Source organism: Methylosinus sp. RM1, from assembly GCF_011378635.1.
Lineage (GTDB): Bacteria > Pseudomonadota > Alphaproteobacteria > Rhizobiales > Beijerinckiaceae > Methylosinus > Methylosinus sporium.
In genome coordinates, this window is the sequence record NZ_WOVC01000004.1 from 1 (window position 1) to 16,204 (window position 16,204).

The window sequence follows — 16,204 nt, forward strand, 5'->3', positions numbered from 1 at the left end:
GAGGATGCGGCCGTCGTCGAGCACGCCCCGGACGATGATGTGGGTGTGAGGATGGCCGGTGTTGTGATGGTCGACAGCGATCCAGTCGAGGCTCGTGTCGAGGTCCTTCTCTACCTGCCGCATGAGGTCGCGGGTGAAGCCTCGCAGGTCGGCCATGTCGCTGGCGTCTTCCGGCGCGACGATGAAGCGGAACTGGTGGCGATCTTCGCGCCCGCGTTCGACGAAGGCGCGACCGTCCGCCTCGTTCTCGAAAGCGGAATAGGCGTGGCCCTTCTCGCCGTCGGGGGTGACGCCATCGCGTTCGAGATAGCGGAGATGGGCGTCGACGGCCTTGCTCGCGGCGCCGTGCATTTTTGGACCGCGCGTTCCGCGTTGCCGGTTGAGCTTCACGACCCGCGCCTTGACGACGACGCGTCGCGATCGAAACCGTCCGGCGGAGTCGCGTTGCCAGCCGCCGCCGTCTCTCGGCAGCGACGCCGCCACCTTCGCGCCTCGTCCCCGCGCGTTGAACCGGCCGCTTCCTTCTCCTTTCCGGCCGTCCGCCAACGCCGGACCTCAATCGATCCGGCTGGGATTGCCACCGGCCTTTTGGACGGCGATCTCGACCTGTCGGACGAAGGAAAGTGAGCGCGGACGAACGCTCCTTCCGCCAGTTCGGGACCGGCCGGGTCGAATGTGGAATTCGTCTCTGTCGTCGCTCGCCATGGCGAGACGATCGGCGGTGAAATCGGTCTGCGCAACGGCCCTCGAGCTCCGATCGCAGTCAGGCGCGAAAATACCGACTGTAGCGTAGAATCGGCGAGGCATGCCACGTCGCGCCTCTCGAACGTGCGTCTCTATCATGCTGCAAATACGAACAAATTCGATTCAGGCGAAAACCGCGACACATCGCGCCGTATCATGCCTGCGCATTTGTAGCCTGCAAAAACCAATGTGCAGACAACCAGTTACGAGCGCAGCGAGGCGCGAACGTCAGTTCGCTTTATCTTGCCATCAACTGCACATTCTTCCAGAACTACGCTAATCTACGCTATAATACTACATGAAGGCGGCGTCATTCGTCAACGGCCGTGTCGAATAGGCGCCGGAAAAACGTCGGTGCGAGAGCGTTCGCGTCGCCACAGGAGGGAAACTCTCGTACGGCGACGTGCGGTATTCGTGCATGGCGGACGCAGATCGAAGAACATGGAATCCAATCTCGTCGGCGCGCCGGCGCACATTGCTCGGATTCGTCCACAATGCGCTCATTGCGCTGGCGATCTGCAAATCGATCGTCGTTCGTGATGCGCCTATCTGCAGATGTAGGGAGCGGATCGACGGCGCGCCGAACTCACTCGTGCTCACCGCAAACCGGCCTATGTCCGCGACGCCCGCCGCTCCGTCGACATAGAGCGCGCCAGACTGAGGAAGCGCCGTAGCGCCGGATTATCGTTCCCCGGAAGCCAGACGACGCAGAAAGACAGTCGGTCGTTCTCTCCCTGCATCGGTCAAAAAACGACGCCAGCATATCCGATGCGGACGCATGCGTCGCTCGCCAACGCGACGCCGAAATGCAGAGCAGCGAGCCGCCTGACAGCGTTTCGGGAAATGTCACGAGCGACGTAAGACATTCGCCCTCCGGTTTCCGCGATACGATCGGCCACCAGTCTGTCGAGCGCGAGACCTGACGCGTCGTACCCAAGAATGAAGTGCTCTTCTTGCAAGAATTCCCACTCGACGACCTCGCAGCCCGAGAGCGGATGCGTCTCGGGAAGCGCCGCATGGACGCTTCCTGCCCAGAGCGATTCCGTATCGCATTGCGCGGTGGCGGCTCCTTCGACACAAAACGCCACGCCGATGCCCCGCTGAAAGAGCATCGCGAACTGCGCCTTCGAAAATCTCGATCGCTACATCGGAATAACTGCCGCGATAGGCTTCGAGCAGTTGGTCGTCCAGATGTCGGGGAACGAGCGACGGAAGGAATCCTATGCCAAGCGCGCCGTCGATGCCGCGCCGCACAGACTTTGCATTGCTCATCGCTCGATCGATTTCGGCAAAGGCTACCCGCGTTCGATCGAGAAACTCTGTCCTGCGACCGTCAGGCGGACGCCGTTCGGAGAGAAATACGCCGAGCTCGTGTTCCAGTGAGCGAACGCGACGGCTGACAGCGGATTGTCGCGTACCTATCGCTTCTGTCGCCCGGCTGAAACTGCCGCGATCGGCGACGGCCAGAGAATAGAAAATCGACGCCCCTGAAAATTGGAACGCTCATCCTCCGATCGCTATGAAAGACATTGCGGTATCATCTATTCGTTGGCGGTTCACGCAACCGCCTTTCGCTCGACCAAGCGATGTGCTCGCCGTTTCTGCAGCCAACGTACAACGCCAGTGAAGAAGACCAACGGCCAGCTCAGGCCGAAAAGGAAAACCGCTATACGGCCCGGCCAGCCCATTACGTAGCCGGAGTGCAACGGCCATTGCCACGCCATGAAGCCGTCGCCGTCGCCTGCGAGCGGATCGTTCACATGCAGCACGTCGCCGCCATATCGATCTATGTAGATCGTTCGGCGGCCTTCCAGCCCCCAGCCGATCGGAAACATCTGCTTGAATACATACGGTCCGTCGGGCCGCAAAAGACTGAAGGATTCTGTTCTCCCATCCGGAAATCTCGAGGCGGCGGCGGCAAAGGCCTTGTCGAGCGTCGTCGGCCCTTCGGTTCCATGCGCGGAACGCAAGCGTTCGATTTTGGTGATCGGCGAGAACGCCTCCACAATGGCGTTGAATTGCTCAGGTAAATTGAACGAGACGCCCGAAACGATGACTGCCAGAGCGACAGGAAGGAAAAACATTCCGACGAGCCGATGAATGTCATAGTTCAATCTCTCCGCCCTCGCCGGCCATTTCAGCGCAAAAGCGTTCCGCCACTTACCATTGCGCGGCCACAACAAGACAATGCCGGTCACTGTCGATATCAGCGCGATGATGGCCAGAAGGCCGACGATCGGCATGCCGTGATCGCGCATGAGCAGCGCATAATGCAGCTTGAACAGGAAGCCGGTCAGGCTGTTCTCGAAGGGATTGCGGCCGGAATAATGCAGCCGCGCGCCGGTCACTGTCGCCGTATGAGGATCGACGAAGACGTTCACGACATCGGTCGGCGCGTCCTCCGTCGCACGCAGAGGAAAAAAGAACCAGAAGGCTTTGCGCGGATGGTTTGGATAATAGACGAAGAAACCGGTCGGCTCGCCGGGAACGGCCTTTTTCGCAGCCGCCGTGATGTCCTCGAGCGTACGCCAGGCGGCGTGGCCCTGCGGCGGCGCATCGGCGATCGATAGCGCCGGCGTCAGCCACCCGTCGATCTCGTGAAAGAACACCAGGGCCGAGCCGGTGACGCCGATCAGAGATAGAAACAGCCCCACCGCGAGGCCGATCCAGAGATGGATCGTCAGCCAGACCTTGCGCGAACCGGAGAGGGCGACCGGCCTCCTCGCGAAGAGGGAAAGCCGGGGCAGTTCGACTTCCGTCATGACGCCCTCTCAAAATTTCACCTTCAACGATCCGATGAATGTTCTGGGCTGGCCGTAATAAGCGTTGAGCCCGCCATCGGTAGCTTCGAAATATTTCGCATCGCCGATGTTCTTGACGTTGAGTTGCGCCTCGACGGGAAAGTTTTCGACGACCGTCCGATAGCCGATCATCGTGTCGAAGGTGACATAGCCGGGCAGTTGATAGGAATTGGTGTTGTTGCCCTGACGGAGGCCATTGGCGTAGAAGCCGGCGCCGAACGCCCACCCCTCCTTCTGGCCGGGCGCCGTGTCGTATTTCGCCCATAGGTTGCCCGCATGGCGCGGCACGCCCGCCCAACGCTTGCCGAGAAGCGCGCCGGTCCCTGTGGTGCTGTTTTCGATGATGATGGCGTCGTCGTAGGTGTAGCTGCCGATCAGGCTGATATTGTCGGTCACTTGGCCCGCGATGTCGAGTTCGACGCCGCGACTGCGCACCTTGCCCGTCGCGACCTGATAGATCGTATTGGGGCGTGAGGGATCGGGAGCCAGTACGTTCTTGAGATAGAGATCGAAGGCCGCGACCGAAGCCGTCACCTTTCCCCCGAAGAGGCTTGCTTTCGCCCCCAATTCATATTGTTGCCCTTCCTGCGGCTTGAACGGCCTGCCGTCGGCGCTCACCGCGGCGGCGTTGGACGTGCCGAACGACTCCGAATAGCTGGCGTAGATCGAATATTCCGGCGTCAACTTGATCAACAGTCCGCCGTTTGGCGAAATCTTGCGTTCGGTCGGATTCCCCTTCCACGAGGGATTGTAGTGGCCGTCGCAAGCTGGAAAGCAGGTCGAGCCTGCTTGCGTTCCGAAAATCTCCGACTGCGCGTCGAACGCGACGTCGTAACGGCCGCCGATCAGAAAATGGATGAAGTCGTCATAGGAGATATCGTCCTGGACGTAATAGCCGAAGTTCTGCTGCTTGACGCGCTGCAAGATGTTGCCCGACGCCTGACCGATCTGACCCTGGATAGCCGAATAGCCGATATCGCCATAATAGGGCGCCCAAATGTTGAAGGACGGAATCGGCTGAGCGGCGCTTGCGTTTGGATTGTCTCCCTTGAGCACTTGCCTGTGATCATAGAAGTCGAAACCAAACAGCAAATTATGTTCGAAAGGACCGGTTTCCAATTTCCCGCTCAGATCGAGATTGAGCGACCAGGTGTCGCGATAGAACCGGTTCCATGTCACCTTGCGGTTCATAAGTCCCGTCGCGAGATCGAAGCCGCGCGAAATGACGATATGCTGCATTTCATCGACATGTTGATAATGCGCCCTGTTCGTCACCTTCCATTGATCGTTGAAATGGTAGGTCCAGTCCGCCGAAACGAGGACGCGCTCCATCACATCCGGGAGATTGTCGTACATGCCGGGAACGTTCTGCGTCCAATTGCGCGGCAGATTGGCCGGCCGACCGGTCAGCCACGGCACTCTGTAGGAAAGAGCCAGCGCGGGGATTTGTTGACCGTAGATGCCGCGATTGGTTGTCGAGAGGTTATTGTATTCGAATCCGACATTGGCCTCGAACTGCGTCGTCGGCCTCCAGGTCACGGCGGTCAAGACCGAGCCATTGTCGCGATGCTTGAAGTTGACAAAACTATCGGCGTGGTCATAGACACCAATCACGCGATAGAGCAGCGACTTGTCGAGAGTGACCGGACCGGTGGCGTCGACCGTAGTGCGGGCGAGCCCCCAGCTGCCGAATTGCTCCTCGACGCTGCGGGCGGCCTCCTCCTGCGGCTTCTTGGTCACGAAATTGACGAGGCCGCCGGGCTGGATGCGGCCATAGAGCATGGCGGCCGGGCCCTTCATGATTTCGACACGATCGATAAAGGCCGGATCTTCCGCTCCAGAGACCGTGAACAACTTGAGTCCGTTGCGGTAGACATTGCCGCCCGTGCCGAATCCGCGAATGAGAAAATTATCGTAATAGACGCCGGGGGCGGTCTGCACGCCGCTGACGAATTTGACCGCCTCCTGCGTATTCAAGACCTGATTGTCTTCCAGCACCTGCTTGGGAATGACCTGGACGGACCGCGGCGTATCGAGGATCGGAGCGTCGGTCTTCAACGCCGACGTCGCCTTCGCCGCCGTATAGCTGGTTCCGTTTCCCTCGCCATTGGCGCCGCGACCGGATGGTCCGGCGCCGGCGGGCGCGGCGCCGCCCCGCTCGGCGGCGATGTCGATCGCGGGCAAAGCCTCTTGCGCAGCCGAAATCACTGGAAAAAACGCGAAAACCAACGCGCCGGCGGAAACGCCGCGCAACAAGATCGAACGGAACATATCAAGCTCTCCTGAGACGGCGCGCTGGCCGCCACGCAGATTGGGACGAACATGGCGCGGCCCTGCGGCCGCCTGCAGTCGGTCAGGAGAAAGACGGTGGCGCGCGCGACGACCAGGAACTGGCCCAGCCGGACACCGGCGGCGGAGGCGCTCCGACAAAATTTGTCGCTATCAAACTTGGCGCCGCCGCCGGTGCCGTCGTCGGGGAGTCGGGCGTCAGGACGGCGACCGAGGCGCCGTCATAGTCGCGTGCTCCGCAAAGAACGCAGCATTGAGAATGTATGGGCTGCTGCGACGGCGCCTTTTCATGAGGCGAACCGGCCGCGCAGAACGCGACTGTGGAGAAGAAGGCATTCGCCGGCCCATCGCCGCGGCGGACGAAGAAGGACCCGACGGACGCAAGGCCTTGCAAAATGACGAACAGCGCCACCAAGCAGGCGACAGCCGGACGCGCCGAAAGCCGCCCTCCGCGCACTTTGTCACTCTGCTCGCGCTCGCCCTGGACCATCACGCTCGTTCCCAACCGGGAGCCTTCTCGATCGAGTGAGTTCTGCCCCCAAATCCGGGACCTCAAGCGGTCGTCTACACACGACACTAGACGCGAAAGGTCATGCGAACCTCATGGTTGGCAGGGTGATCGAGAAAACGGGAGACTGTGTCTTGGGCGCCACAGTCTTCTCCGATTCGTGATCGTCTCCATTTTTCCGATCCCGCAGAGCCCTATTGCCAACAGGGTGACCCTGGTTATGAATAGCGGCGCGACGGTATAGTTGGTCTGGATTGGCCGAACGCCGAACGCAGGACAAGCTGGGAGCGGCGCCCATGCGAATTCTGTTGGTCGAGGATTATACGGAACTCGCGAGCGAAATCGCCTGCCGGATCGAACGGGCGGGCTTTGCGGTCGATCGAGTCGATACGATCGAAGGGGCGTCAATCGCGCTCGACAGCAACTCCTATTCCTTGACCTTGCTGGACCGCAGGCTACCGGACGGCGACGGCCTGTCTCTGATTTCGCATATCCGCCGCCTGCACCCGGCCAGCCGCATCCTGATGCTGACCGCGCTCGACTCCATCGACGACAGGATCGAAGGTCTGGACGCCGGGGCCGACGACTATCTGACGAAGCCGTTCAACCTCGACGAGATGATGGCGCGCATTCGCGCCAGCCTGCGAAGGCCCGGAGGCGGTCGAACTCCGCCGATCATCATCGGGGCGCTGTCCTTCGACCTCGACATGCGGACGGTGTCGGTTGCGAACCGTCCCGTATTGTTCTTGCGCCGAGAACTGGCGCTACTCGAGGCTTTGGTTCGACGCGCCGACTGCGTCGTGCCGCGAGAGCGGCTCCTGTCGGGGATTTACGGGCTCGACGCGGAGGTCCATGAGCATGCGTTGACCGCGCTCGTCTCGCGAGTTCGTTCGCGCCTGTCGGAACTCGGCGCGGGCGTCGAAATTCATTCGGCGCGCGGGCTCGGATACATGATCGCCAAGGCGAAGCCCCGGTCCACCGCCTAACGTATGGCGCCCTCGCTCGCCAATCGCGTCGTCGGCTATCTGGTCGTTTCGCAATTCATCGCCTTCGCGACAGGGTGGATCGTCACGATCATCCTGGGATTTGCCGGTGTCGGCGCCTTCGAAGCTTTCGGCAGGACGGCGGACGAGCTAGCCTCCGCGCGAATGATCCAGCTCGTCGTTGCATCGCTCGTGCGCGACGACGAAGGCTCTCTGCGCATCGATCCGATCCCCGAACTGCGCGACGAGGCGAGACGCGTTCCCAGCCTGAAAATAGCGGTGTTCGACGCCGGGCGAAGCCAGGCGATCTCGGGTTCTTCGCCAGAATTGATCGCGGCTCTGGCAGGCGTGATCAAAATCAGCCCTACGCACACGCACTTCGCCTTGCCCGGCGATCCGACGCTGTCTCCGCGGGGCCTCGTCGAACCTGTACGGACGCCTTTTGGTCGGCTACATGCGGCCGTCTATTCTCCAAAATTCGTCTTGAGCGACCTCTTTTACGCGATTCTCGCAGATTTTCGGCGGTTGGCGGGCTTTTTCGTCGTGACGGCGCTCATCTCGGCTGGGGCCGCACTATTCGCTGTGCGGCGTGGGCTGACGCCGCTGCGCGCAATCGCCGACGAAGCGGCGCGCATGGATATGGACATGCTGCATCGGCGGCTGCCGGTCGGCGAGGTCCCGGCCGAGATCACGCCGCTGGTCGACGGGATTAACATCGCTCTGGAGCGGCTCGCCGCCGGCGCCGCCCGGACACGCCGCTACACGGCCAACGCCGCGCACGAGCTGCGCACGCCAATCGCGATCTTGCGCGCGAGACTGGACAATTTGGAAGAACTGCCCGTCAAAGGCGCCCTGTTGAGCGACGCGAGCCGACTGCAGGCCATCGTCGAGCAACTGCTCGTCGCCGCGCGCTTGACGGAACGGCAGGTCGGTCTCGATCAGGAAGTCGACCTCGTGACGTCGGTCCGGGAGGTCGTTTTTCTCTACTTGCGGCTCGCCATCGAATGCGATCGAATGATCGAATTCGAAGCCTGCGCTCCTCGAGCCGTCACACGCGGCAATCGCAGGGCGATCGAAGCCGTCGTCGCCAATTTCATCGACAATGCGCTACGCGCGGAGCCGTCGGGCGGCGTTGTCGTCGTTCACATCGGTCCGGGAGCCACAGTCGCCGTGATCGATCACGGCGAGGGGGTCGCCCTGGCCGAACGCGAGATGATTTTCGAGCCCTTCTGGCGCAAGAGCGAAGCCACGCCCGGCACGGGGCTGGGCTTGGCCATCGCCAAGGAGTTGATGGAAAATATGCGCGGGAAAATCGGCGTGGAGGAAACGCCGGGAGGCGGTGCGACATTTAAATTGATATTTCCAGAGACGGCGGACGTGCCAGAGGCATTGCGGCTGCCCCCTCGAACATCATAGCGATATTTCAATGATATACGTGTTCACACATTTGTCCCGACCGGCGCGCCATTTTTCCGCTCGAGCTGCGCGTGTGGCTCTTTGTCCACCGAGTATAAAGAGCTTTCCGACGTCTGGTCGAGCTCGCAGGGCGGCTCGGGTCATCCGCCTCCGCTCGCGGCCCGATATGTGGGCCATTTCGCCGGCGCGCGCTCTCGCGGTCAAATCCTGCGAGAAACGATCGAGCGCGGGCTGGCCACGGGTCTCGCCCGCGCCGATCTCGAGCGCGCGGCAGTCCTGAAAAGGCGAGTCGGCGCGTCCCATCGCTCGCCGAGCCGTGTCGGATGCGTCCAATGGCGGACGGCGCCGGGATGATCTCGCTCGTCATGGACATTGGTCGTGGGAATGCGCTCGGGCCATGGGAATGCGCACGCGATATCGATGCGATCGTCGGCGAATTCGCTGCGTCTGACAAGCTGCGCGGCGTCGCCGCGGCTCAGGAGAAAGGGACGAGCGGAGCGGCGCGAAACGAATCGGGCCGCGCGCGGCGCCATGCCGCGGAAAAGCGCGCGTCCATCTCGCCGCGCAGAAAAGCGCCGGGCGCGGGCGCCGGATAGAGATCGGCCAAGCTCGCCGCCTCATGCGCGGAAATGCGGCGGCAGAAATGTTCCGGCGCGAATTCGCTCGGATGGTCGAGGCCCGCCGCGGCGGCGAGCTCGGCGAGCGCCATCAGCGTCGCGCGATGGAAATTGCGGACGCGCTCGGCCTTGTCCGACACCACCAGCGCGCGGGCGCGCGAGGGATCCTGCGTGGCGACGCCGGTCGGGCAGCGATCCGTGTGGCAGGACAGCGATTGAATGCAGCCGAGAGCGAACATGAAGCCGCGCGCGCTATTGCACCAATCCGCGCCGAGCGCGAGCGCCCGCGCCATGTCGAAGCCGCTCGCGATCTTGCCGGCGGCGCCGACGCGGATCGTCTCGCGCAGGCCGACGCCGATCAGCGCATGATGCACGAAAGCGAGGCCGTCGCGCATCGGCATTCCGATATGATCCATGAATTCGAGCGGCGCCGATCCCGTCCCGCCCTCCTTGCCGTCGACGACGATGAAATCGGGCCGCAGCCCGGTCTCCAGCATCGCCTTGCAGATGGCGAGAAACTCGTAAGGCTGGCCGACGCAGAGCTTGAAGCCGACCGGCTTGCCGCCGGAGAGTTCGCGCAGCCGCGTGAGGAATTGCAGCAGCTCGATCGGCGTCGAAAAGGCGGTATGCGCCGCCGGCGACACGCAATCCTCGCCCATCGGCACGCCGCGAATGCGCGCGATCTCCGCGCTCACTTTCGCGGCCGGAAGCATTCCGCCATGGCCGGGCTTGGCGCCCTGGCTCAATTTCACCTCGATCATCTTGATCTGCTCTTGCGCGGCGACCGCGGCGAATTTCTCCGCGTCGAAACCGCCTTCGCGCGTGCGGCAGCCGAAATAGCCGGAGGCGATCTGCCAGACGACGTCGCCGCCGCTCTCGGCGTGATAGGGGCTGAAGCCGCCTTCGCCCGTGTCCTGCGCGAACTCGCCTTTGCGCGCGCCGAGATTGAGCGCGCGAATGGCGTTGGCGCTCAAGGCGCCGAAGCTCATCGCGGAAACATTGAGGAGCGATATGTCATAAGGCTGCGCGCAAAGATCGGCGCCGACGCGCGTGCGAAAATGTTCGCGCGAGACGGTCTGCGCCGCGATTGAGTGACGCAGCCATTCGAAACCCTCCTCGTAAACATCGATCTCCGTGCCGAAGGGCCGCTTGTCCATGTCCATCTTGGCGCGCTGATAGACGATGGCGCGCTTGTCGCGACTGAAGGGACGACCGTCCTTATTGTCCTCGAAAAAATATTGCCGCAGCTCCGGCCGGACATTCTCGAGCAAAAAGCGTAGATGCGCGGAAATAGGATAGGAGCGCAAAATCGCATGTTTGCGCTGATAGAGATCATGCGCGCCGAGCGCGACGAGAACGCCGAAGACGAGCGCCGGGAGAAAGAAAGCGCTCGACCAGTCGCCTTTCGACGCGACGACGCAGCCGAGAAAACCGGCGACGCTGAGGGTGAGCGCGACGAAGCGCGGCGTGAAGGGGAGAAGGAGCGGGCGCAGCATGGTCGAATTCTCGTCCGGGAATATGACAGGCGAACAGCGCCGCGAGGGCCGCTCGGCGGCTTTTCCGCGGCGGCCGGGCGAATGCGCCGAGAGCTTTCATATCCGATGTCTTTTTGCAACGATCACGCTCGGTCCGCCGCTGCGCGTGCGGCGCCGCTCGTCTATCGCACCATGAGCATCGGCGGTTCGTCGATCGGCCGACGCCGCCCGCGCCGCGCGAATTCGCGCGTTCGGTCGTTGGGCGCGGCGTCGGCGCGCAGGCGGGGCGTCCACTGCGGAGGAGAAGGACGGCGCATCCGCTTCGGGCGACGGCGGGCCGACGATCACGCCGCTGACCTCGCATATCCTCCTCGCCCCCGCGACGCAGCGTTTCGCGATGTGTGAATCCGATAGTCCCTCGAGGGGAGTTGGAAGCGCTCCTGAGCAAAGGACGCTCTCTTTGGGGCCGACGCCGCCGCGCCGAAAAGGCGCGGCTTTTTTTGAGCCTTTGTCGGCTGTGTGATCTACGAGCGCGCCGATGGACGGCGTGCGACTTTGTCGCATCCTTGACGCGCCGGTCGCCGCGACTAGCTGACATGGGCCGAATATGCGTTTTGCGGCGTTTTTTCCGCGAAGATGAAACAGGCGCATTGTTTGCGTCTTCGTCGGCAATACCGCATTGTTTTCGCATATTGCGAGCCTCTTCGATGCAATCTACCAACTGGCGCGTAGTCGACGACAACAGACAAAGGACGAAAGGCGTCTCTATGGCCCATACGACAGCAGAGCTCGAGGCGATCCTCATGCAAAGGTCGCTCACCGACGCGGAGCTTCTCGCAGCGGCGGACAAGGCGGAGGATTTTCGAATCCTGCCGGACGCGACTGTGATCAAGATCGGCGGCCAGAGCATCATCGACCGCGGCCGTTCGGCGGTGTTTCCGCTGGTCGACGAGATCGTCGCCGCCCGCAAGACGCATCAGATGCTGATCGGCACCGGGGCCGGCACGCGCGCGCGTCACCTTTATTCCATAGCGGCGGGCGTCGGCCTACCGGCCGGCGTGCTCTCGCAGCTCGGCGCCTCCGTCGCCGACCAGAATGCGGCCATGCTCGGTCAGCTGCTCGCCAAGCACGGCATTTCGGCGGTCGACAGCGCCGGCCTCTCCGCCGTGCCGCTCTATCTCGAGGAGGTGAACGCCGTCGTGTTCAGCGGGATGCCGCCGTATAATTTGTGGATGCGTCCGGCCGCCGAGGGCGTCATTCCGCCCTATCGCACCGACGCCGGCTGCTTCCTGCTCGCCGAGCAATTCGGCTGCAAGGCGATGATCTTCGTCAAGGACGAGCAGGGCCTGTTCACGGCCAATCCCAAGACCGACAAGAATGCGAAATTCATCCCGAAAATCTCGGTCGACGAGATGAAGGAGCGCGGCCTGCAGGATTCGATTCTCGAATTCCCGCTGCTCGATCTTTTGAAGGCGGCGCGTCACGTCAAAGAGGTGCAGGTCGTCAACGGCCTCGTTCCCGGCAATATGACCCGCGCTCTTTCCGGAGAGCATGTCGGCACCATCATCACCGCGAGCTGAAGATATCATGACCCACAGCTACAACATCAAGCATGTCGCCTCTCCGCTCGCGCGGCAGACCCTGCTCGACTCCGAGCTGACCCGTCCCGTCGCCGGCAAGCGTCCGATTCGCGTGCTGCCCTGGCTGCAGGTGGTCAAGATCGGCGGGCGCTCCATCATGGATCGCGGCGCCGAGGCGATCCTGCCGCTCGTCGAGGAGATCAGGCGGCTGATGCCCGAGCATCGGCTGCTGTTCCTCACCGGCGCCGGCGTGCGCGCGCGCCATCTCTATGGCGTGGGTCTCGATCTCGGCCTGCCGGTCGGCTCGCTGGCCCCGCTCGCCGCGAGCGAGGCCGGGCAGAACGGCCATATTCTCGCCTCGCTGCTCGCGCCGGAGGGCGTCTCCTATATCGAGCATCCGACCATCGCCAATCAGCTGGCGATCCATCTCAGCGCGACCCGCGCCGTGGTGGGCAGCGGCTTCCCGCCCTATCACCATCACGAGTTCCCGGGCTCGCGCATTCCGCCGCATCGCGCCGACACGGGCTCTTTTTTGCTCGCCGACGCCTATGGCGCCGCCGGCCTCACCATCGTGGAGGATGTGGACGGCGTCTACACGACCGATCCCAACGGCCCCGACGGCGAGAAGGCGCAGCTCATCCGCGAGACGAGCTGGGCCGATCTGGCCGAGCACGAGGGCCCGCTGCCGATCGACCGGGCGATGCTCGAGGTGATGGCGACGGCGCGCCATATCGAGCATGTGCAGATCGTGAACGGCCTCGTTCCCGGCCGGCTCACGGCGGCGCTGCGCGGCGAGCATGTCGGCACGTTGATCCACACGGCCGCGCGCCGCAACGACTGACGAAATCGCCGGCCGAGGGGCGTAGCGCGCCTCTCGGCCGGGGGGCTTTTTCTCAGATAGGCTTCTCGAAAAGTGATAGTCGTCCGCGCATGGCGGACTTTCTCACTCCCGTCGATCGCAGCGCGCAGATGCGGCGCATACGCAAGGTCGACACCAAGCCGGAGCTCGTCGTGCGTCGGCTGGTTCACGCAATGGGCTTTCGATATCGGCTGCATTGCTCGAGCCTGCCGGGAACACCCGATATCGTCCTGCCACGACACAGGAAGGTCATCGCGGTTCATGGCTGCTTTTGGCATCAGCATGAAGGCTGCAAGCTCGCCCGACGACCGAAGAGCCGCCTCGACTACTGGCTTCCCAAGCTCGCGCGAAACGTCGAGCGCGACCACGCAGCTCGCATCGCGCTCGCGGAGGCGGGGTGGGCCTCGTTCACAGTTTGGGAATGCCAGACCCGGAATGTCGACGCGCTCGAGAAAATCCTGAGACAGTTTTTGGCTCGGCAGCCCTCGGCTCGGGACGAGGGGACTTAGCTTTGCCGCGCGCCTCGGCGCGGTAGCCTTTTCCTGTGCCGGGATGCGCGTCATGGTCGCCGCGCAAGGCGAGATAGGCTCGCGGCACCTTCGTCGTCAGCTCGGGGTCTGGAAGCGGGGGAGCCGGCGGAAGGGACAACGCCAGCTCGTCCTCACGGATAGGCGCATTCAGCAGCTGCCGCGCGATTGCGCGGGCGAGCGCTTCGGCGAGCAGCGACGGCACTGCGTTGCCGATCTGGCGCTGCGCGTCGGCGACGTTGCCTATGACCGAGAAATCATCGGGAAAAGTCTGCAGCCTGGCCATCTCCCGCGTGCTCAGCCGTCGGCTGCTCCAGTGGAAAGGGCCAGTGGCAGGGCCGGGCTGGGCCTGCAATGTCCACGCCGGCTGAGCCTTGGCGAGCTTGAGCAAAAACGACCAATATCGGCGGCGCCAGCCGAACAGAGGCTCGCCTCCGCCGCGCTCCGTGTGCCAAAGATAGTTCTGCCCTTCCGGGATGCTCGGCAGCAGGCGAGCCCATTTCCCCTTGGGCTCCAGCGATGGATCGTCCGGCTCTATGTCGTGAATCGCATCCCATGCGGTTCTATAGCGCGGCCGATTGTCGGCCGGGTCGGCGAGCGCCGGATCGACATGTGTCGCCATCGGGAACTCGAAGGTCGCGCCATCGCGCGCGCCGATCACGAATAGACGTCTGCGCAGCTGCGGAACGCCATAGTCGGCGGCGTTCAGGACAGCGATGGACGCGGTGTATCGGGAGCCATGGGCCGCATTGATCCGCTGCAGCGCGGTTCTTATCAGCTCGAGGCCTTCATCCTTGCCGCGAAACCCCAGGCCCTCGACATTTTCCAGCAGGAATGCGCGAGGGAACGCCTCTTCCAGCACCCGCATATACGCCGCCAAGGTCCCGGCGCGAGGGTCTTCGAGCCGTCGCGCCTCCCCATGCGCCCAAAAGCCGGATTTCGAGAAGGGCTGACAGGGTGGGCCGCCGATGAGAACGTCCGCTTCGCCGACCGCGAGATCGCCTGCGTCGAGCAGCTCGGCGGTCGAGACGAGGGAGATATCGCGGTCGATCACGCTCCAGGATCGATTCGCGCGCAGCGTGGCGACGCAGCGAGCGTCGATCTCCAGAGCCACGGCAGTTTCGAATCCAGCGGCTTCGAATCCGAGGTCGAGGCCTCCGGCTCCGGTGTAGAGGCTGATCGCGCGAAGCTTGGTCATGCGCGCCAGCCTAGCCGAGCGGCCGCGGCTTCGAAAGCGCCCTGCGGCTCGCGCCACCAGCTTTCGTCGACCAGCACATTGCTGGCCAGCTTGCCGGCGCATTTCTCGTGGAGCGCGAGGGACGATGGGAGCATATATCGAAACTCCCAGCGCTCGGTGACCGCATGAAGGCAGCCGGCGACTATGTCGAAATCACCCGCCGAATAGTATCTCGAGCATGGATCGGCTTTCGCGGCCCGTGTCCGTTGAAAGTCTATACGTGGAAGATTGCGCGTCTTATTGAGCCTGCGCAAGACATTCTTGCATTCCACAGACAGAAGAGGGCCATCGTGGAAGCGGATACGCAGGTCGGGGCCGCCCTCCTCGTCTAGACGCTCGCAATGGGTGACGCCGTCGAGCTGCGCCAATGTCGCGCGCAGATGCTCTTCCGCCACCCAGCCGCGCACGGCCATCTTGAGCCGTCGAGCGTTCGCGATGAGCTCGATGATATCCTCGGTTCGAAGATCGAGCTCTTGCAGAAGAGGGTGCGCTTTTGCCAGCTCGCTCGGCCTTTCATCGATCGCGTCCGAGCGCATTGCTCCCATGAGCTCTCGCTTTTCGGCGAGCAGCTGCCGATCGCCCGGAGGCAGGCCATAGGCGGCGCGCTCGAAGCGAATGAGGTCGAGAAAGGACTCCCGGGCTCCTCCGACCAGCACTTCGACCGGTTCCTCCATCGGGCCGCTGCGCCGGGAGCGCTCCCAGCTGTGCCATCCATGCTGGCGGATGGCGTCCGCGTGCTCGTCCTTGAATTCGACGCGGATAAAGAATTTGGTCGGGTTATGGGCCTCTGGATCGGCGGCTATGAAGAAGCCTTCCTTCGGGTCGATCCCGATCAGCAAGGTCGTGAAGAGGCCGAGCGGGTCTTGCCAGAGCGCATGAGAATTATCGTCCGCATAATCCTGCTTGCTTCCGTATTTTATCTGAAAGCTGCGCTCGTCGCTGGGGCGATTGCGCGTGGGCGTCCGCGTCGCCAGAAAAGCGTAGGCGACAATTCCCATTCGCTCGCCCGAGACAGTTTCGAAAGTTATGACAAAAGGCGCGCGGTCCGCAGGGGACGCGTAGATGATGCGGCATCCGGCGGATCGCAGGCCGTCCAGCATGAAATGCAGCAGCGGCGCGCGTGAAGATTGGCTCGTCTTATAGTATTTCAGCCCAAGGATCATTCCAG

The 16,204-nt window shown here is 62.9% G+C and carries 13 protein-coding genes and 2 pseudogenes; 7 read left to right on the forward strand and 8 right to left on the reverse strand.

Going from position 1 to position 16,204, the window contains the following annotated elements:
- A pseudogene (locus FMZ75_RS21280) lies at positions 1 to 351 on the reverse strand (hypothetical protein); the annotation flags it as partial.
- 1,136 nt (positions 352 to 1,487) lie between these two features.
- A complete protein-coding gene (locus tag FMZ75_RS22095; RefSeq protein ID WP_370464662.1) occupies positions 1,488 to 1,856 on the reverse strand; it encodes a LysR substrate-binding domain-containing protein in 369 nt (122 codons plus the stop codon).
- 67 nt (positions 1,857 to 1,923) lie between these two features.
- Between FMZ75_RS22095 and FMZ75_RS21465 the strand changes: the two genes are divergently transcribed.
- Positions 1,924 to 2,127: a hypothetical protein gene (locus tag FMZ75_RS21465; RefSeq protein ID WP_246728749.1), complete on the forward strand. Its 204-nt coding sequence runs from the start codon at positions 1,924 to 1,926 to the stop codon at positions 2,125 to 2,127.
- A gap of 18 nt (positions 2,128 to 2,145) precedes the next feature.
- Here FMZ75_RS21465 and FMZ75_RS22100 read toward each other — a convergent pair.
- The 3 genes and pseudogenes from FMZ75_RS22100 to FMZ75_RS03380 form a co-directional block, all read right to left on the reverse strand.
- Positions 2,146 to 2,223 (reverse strand): annotated as a pseudogene (locus FMZ75_RS22100) (hypothetical protein); the annotation flags it as partial.
- Positions 2,224 to 2,300: 77 nt separating this feature from the next.
- Positions 2,301 to 3,506, reverse strand: a complete 1,206-nt coding sequence (locus tag FMZ75_RS03375; protein WP_166141313.1) for a PepSY domain-containing protein — start codon at positions 3,504 to 3,506, stop codon at positions 2,301 to 2,303.
- Between the two features lie 9 nt (positions 3,507 to 3,515).
- Entirely contained in the window at positions 3,516 to 5,816 is a 2,301-nt protein-coding gene (locus tag FMZ75_RS03380; protein WP_166141314.1) for a TonB-dependent siderophore receptor, read from the reverse strand.
- Between the two features lie 277 nt (positions 5,817 to 6,093).
- Between FMZ75_RS03380 and FMZ75_RS03385 the strand changes: the two genes are divergently transcribed.
- From FMZ75_RS03385 to FMZ75_RS03395, 3 genes are all read left to right on the forward strand, one after another.
- Positions 6,094 to 6,363, forward strand: coding sequence for a hypothetical protein (locus tag FMZ75_RS03385; RefSeq protein ID WP_166141315.1), 270 nt, complete (start codon positions 6,094 to 6,096; stop codon positions 6,361 to 6,363).
- A gap of 275 nt (positions 6,364 to 6,638) precedes the next feature.
- Positions 6,639 to 7,328 carry a response regulator transcription factor gene (locus FMZ75_RS03390; RefSeq protein ID WP_166141316.1) on the forward strand — a complete coding sequence of 230 codons (690 nt, stop codon included), beginning with the start codon at positions 6,639 to 6,641 and terminating at the stop codon, positions 7,326 to 7,328.
- 3 nt (positions 7,329 to 7,331) lie between these two features.
- A complete protein-coding gene (locus FMZ75_RS03395; RefSeq protein WP_166141317.1) occupies positions 7,332 to 8,741 on the forward strand; it encodes a HAMP domain-containing sensor histidine kinase in 1,410 nt (469 codons plus the stop codon).
- A gap of 475 nt (positions 8,742 to 9,216) precedes the next feature.
- Here FMZ75_RS03395 and FMZ75_RS03400 read toward each other — a convergent pair whose 3' ends face one another.
- Positions 9,217 to 10,854 (reverse strand): FMN-binding glutamate synthase family protein, encoded by a 1,638-nt coding sequence (locus tag FMZ75_RS03400; RefSeq protein WP_207783264.1) that lies wholly within the window; start codon positions 10,852 to 10,854, stop codon positions 9,217 to 9,219.
- Positions 10,855 to 11,600: 746 nt separating this feature from the next.
- Here FMZ75_RS03400 and FMZ75_RS03405 point away from each other — a divergent pair.
- The 3 genes from FMZ75_RS03405 to FMZ75_RS03415 all read left to right on the forward strand — a co-directional run bounded on the left by FMZ75_RS03405 (position 11,601) and on the right by FMZ75_RS03415 (position 13,781).
- On the forward strand, positions 11,601 to 12,413 hold the full coding sequence (locus FMZ75_RS03405) for a uridine kinase (RefSeq protein ID WP_142862869.1): 813 nt from the start codon (positions 11,601 to 11,603) through the stop codon (positions 12,411 to 12,413).
- A 7-nt stretch (positions 12,414 to 12,420) separates the two neighbouring features.
- Complete coding sequence (locus tag FMZ75_RS03410) at positions 12,421 to 13,254, forward strand: molybdenum storage protein subunit alpha (RefSeq protein ID WP_108915445.1); 834 nt, start codon at positions 12,421 to 12,423, stop codon at positions 13,252 to 13,254.
- Positions 13,255 to 13,343: 89 nt separating this feature from the next.
- Positions 13,344 to 13,781 carry a very short patch repair endonuclease gene (locus FMZ75_RS03415; RefSeq protein ID WP_166141318.1) on the forward strand — a complete coding sequence of 146 codons (438 nt, stop codon included), beginning with the start codon at positions 13,344 to 13,346 and terminating at the stop codon, positions 13,779 to 13,781.
- Here the strand turns inward: FMZ75_RS03415 and FMZ75_RS03420 are convergent.
- Both FMZ75_RS03420 and FMZ75_RS03425 read right to left on the reverse strand, forming a co-directional pair.
- Entirely contained in the window at positions 13,681 to 14,997 is a 1,317-nt protein-coding gene (locus FMZ75_RS03420; RefSeq protein ID WP_166141319.1) for a DNA cytosine methyltransferase, read from the reverse strand. The genes FMZ75_RS03415 and FMZ75_RS03420 overlap by 101 nt on opposite strands.
- Positions 14,994 to 16,199 (reverse strand): hypothetical protein, encoded by a 1,206-nt coding sequence (locus FMZ75_RS03425; RefSeq protein WP_166141320.1) that lies wholly within the window; start codon positions 16,197 to 16,199, stop codon positions 14,994 to 14,996. Before FMZ75_RS03425 ends, FMZ75_RS03420 begins: the two co-directional genes overlap by 4 nt.
- Positions 16,200 to 16,204: the final 5 nt, after the last annotated feature.

Coding starts and splice junctions, on each gene's coding strand:
- FMZ75_RS22095 (WP_370464662.1), bottom strand. CDS start 1,856: ATGCTCTTTCAGCGGGGCATCGGCGTGGCGTTTTGTGTCGAAGGAGCC.
- FMZ75_RS03375 (WP_166141313.1), bottom strand. CDS start 3,506: ATGACGGAAGTCGAACTGCCCCGGCTTTCCCTCTTCGCGAGGAGGCCG.
- FMZ75_RS03380 (WP_166141314.1), bottom strand. CDS start 5,816: ATGTTCCGTTCGATCTTGTTGCGCGGCGTTTCCGCCGGCGCGTTGGTT.
- FMZ75_RS03385 (WP_166141315.1), top strand. CDS start 6,094: ATGTATGGGCTGCTGCGACGGCGCCTTTTCATGAGGCGAACCGGCCGC.
- FMZ75_RS03390 (WP_166141316.1), top strand. CDS start 6,639: ATGCGAATTCTGTTGGTCGAGGATTATACGGAACTCGCGAGCGAAATC.
- FMZ75_RS03395 (WP_166141317.1), top strand. CDS start 7,332: ATGGCGCCCTCGCTCGCCAATCGCGTCGTCGGCTATCTGGTCGTTTCG.
- FMZ75_RS03400 (WP_207783264.1), bottom strand. CDS start 10,854: ATGCTGCGCCCGCTCCTTCTCCCCTTCACGCCGCGCTTCGTCGCGCTC.
- FMZ75_RS03405 (WP_142862869.1), top strand. CDS start 11,601: ATGGCCCATACGACAGCAGAGCTCGAGGCGATCCTCATGCAAAGGTCG.
- FMZ75_RS03410 (WP_108915445.1), top strand. CDS start 12,421: ATGACCCACAGCTACAACATCAAGCATGTCGCCTCTCCGCTCGCGCGG.
- FMZ75_RS03415 (WP_166141318.1), top strand. CDS start 13,344: ATGGCGGACTTTCTCACTCCCGTCGATCGCAGCGCGCAGATGCGGCGC.
- FMZ75_RS03420 (WP_166141319.1), bottom strand. CDS start 14,997: ATGACCAAGCTTCGCGCGATCAGCCTCTACACCGGAGCCGGAGGCCTC.
- FMZ75_RS03425 (WP_166141320.1), bottom strand. CDS start 16,199: ATGATCCTTGGGCTGAAATACTATAAGACGAGCCAATCTTCACGCGCG.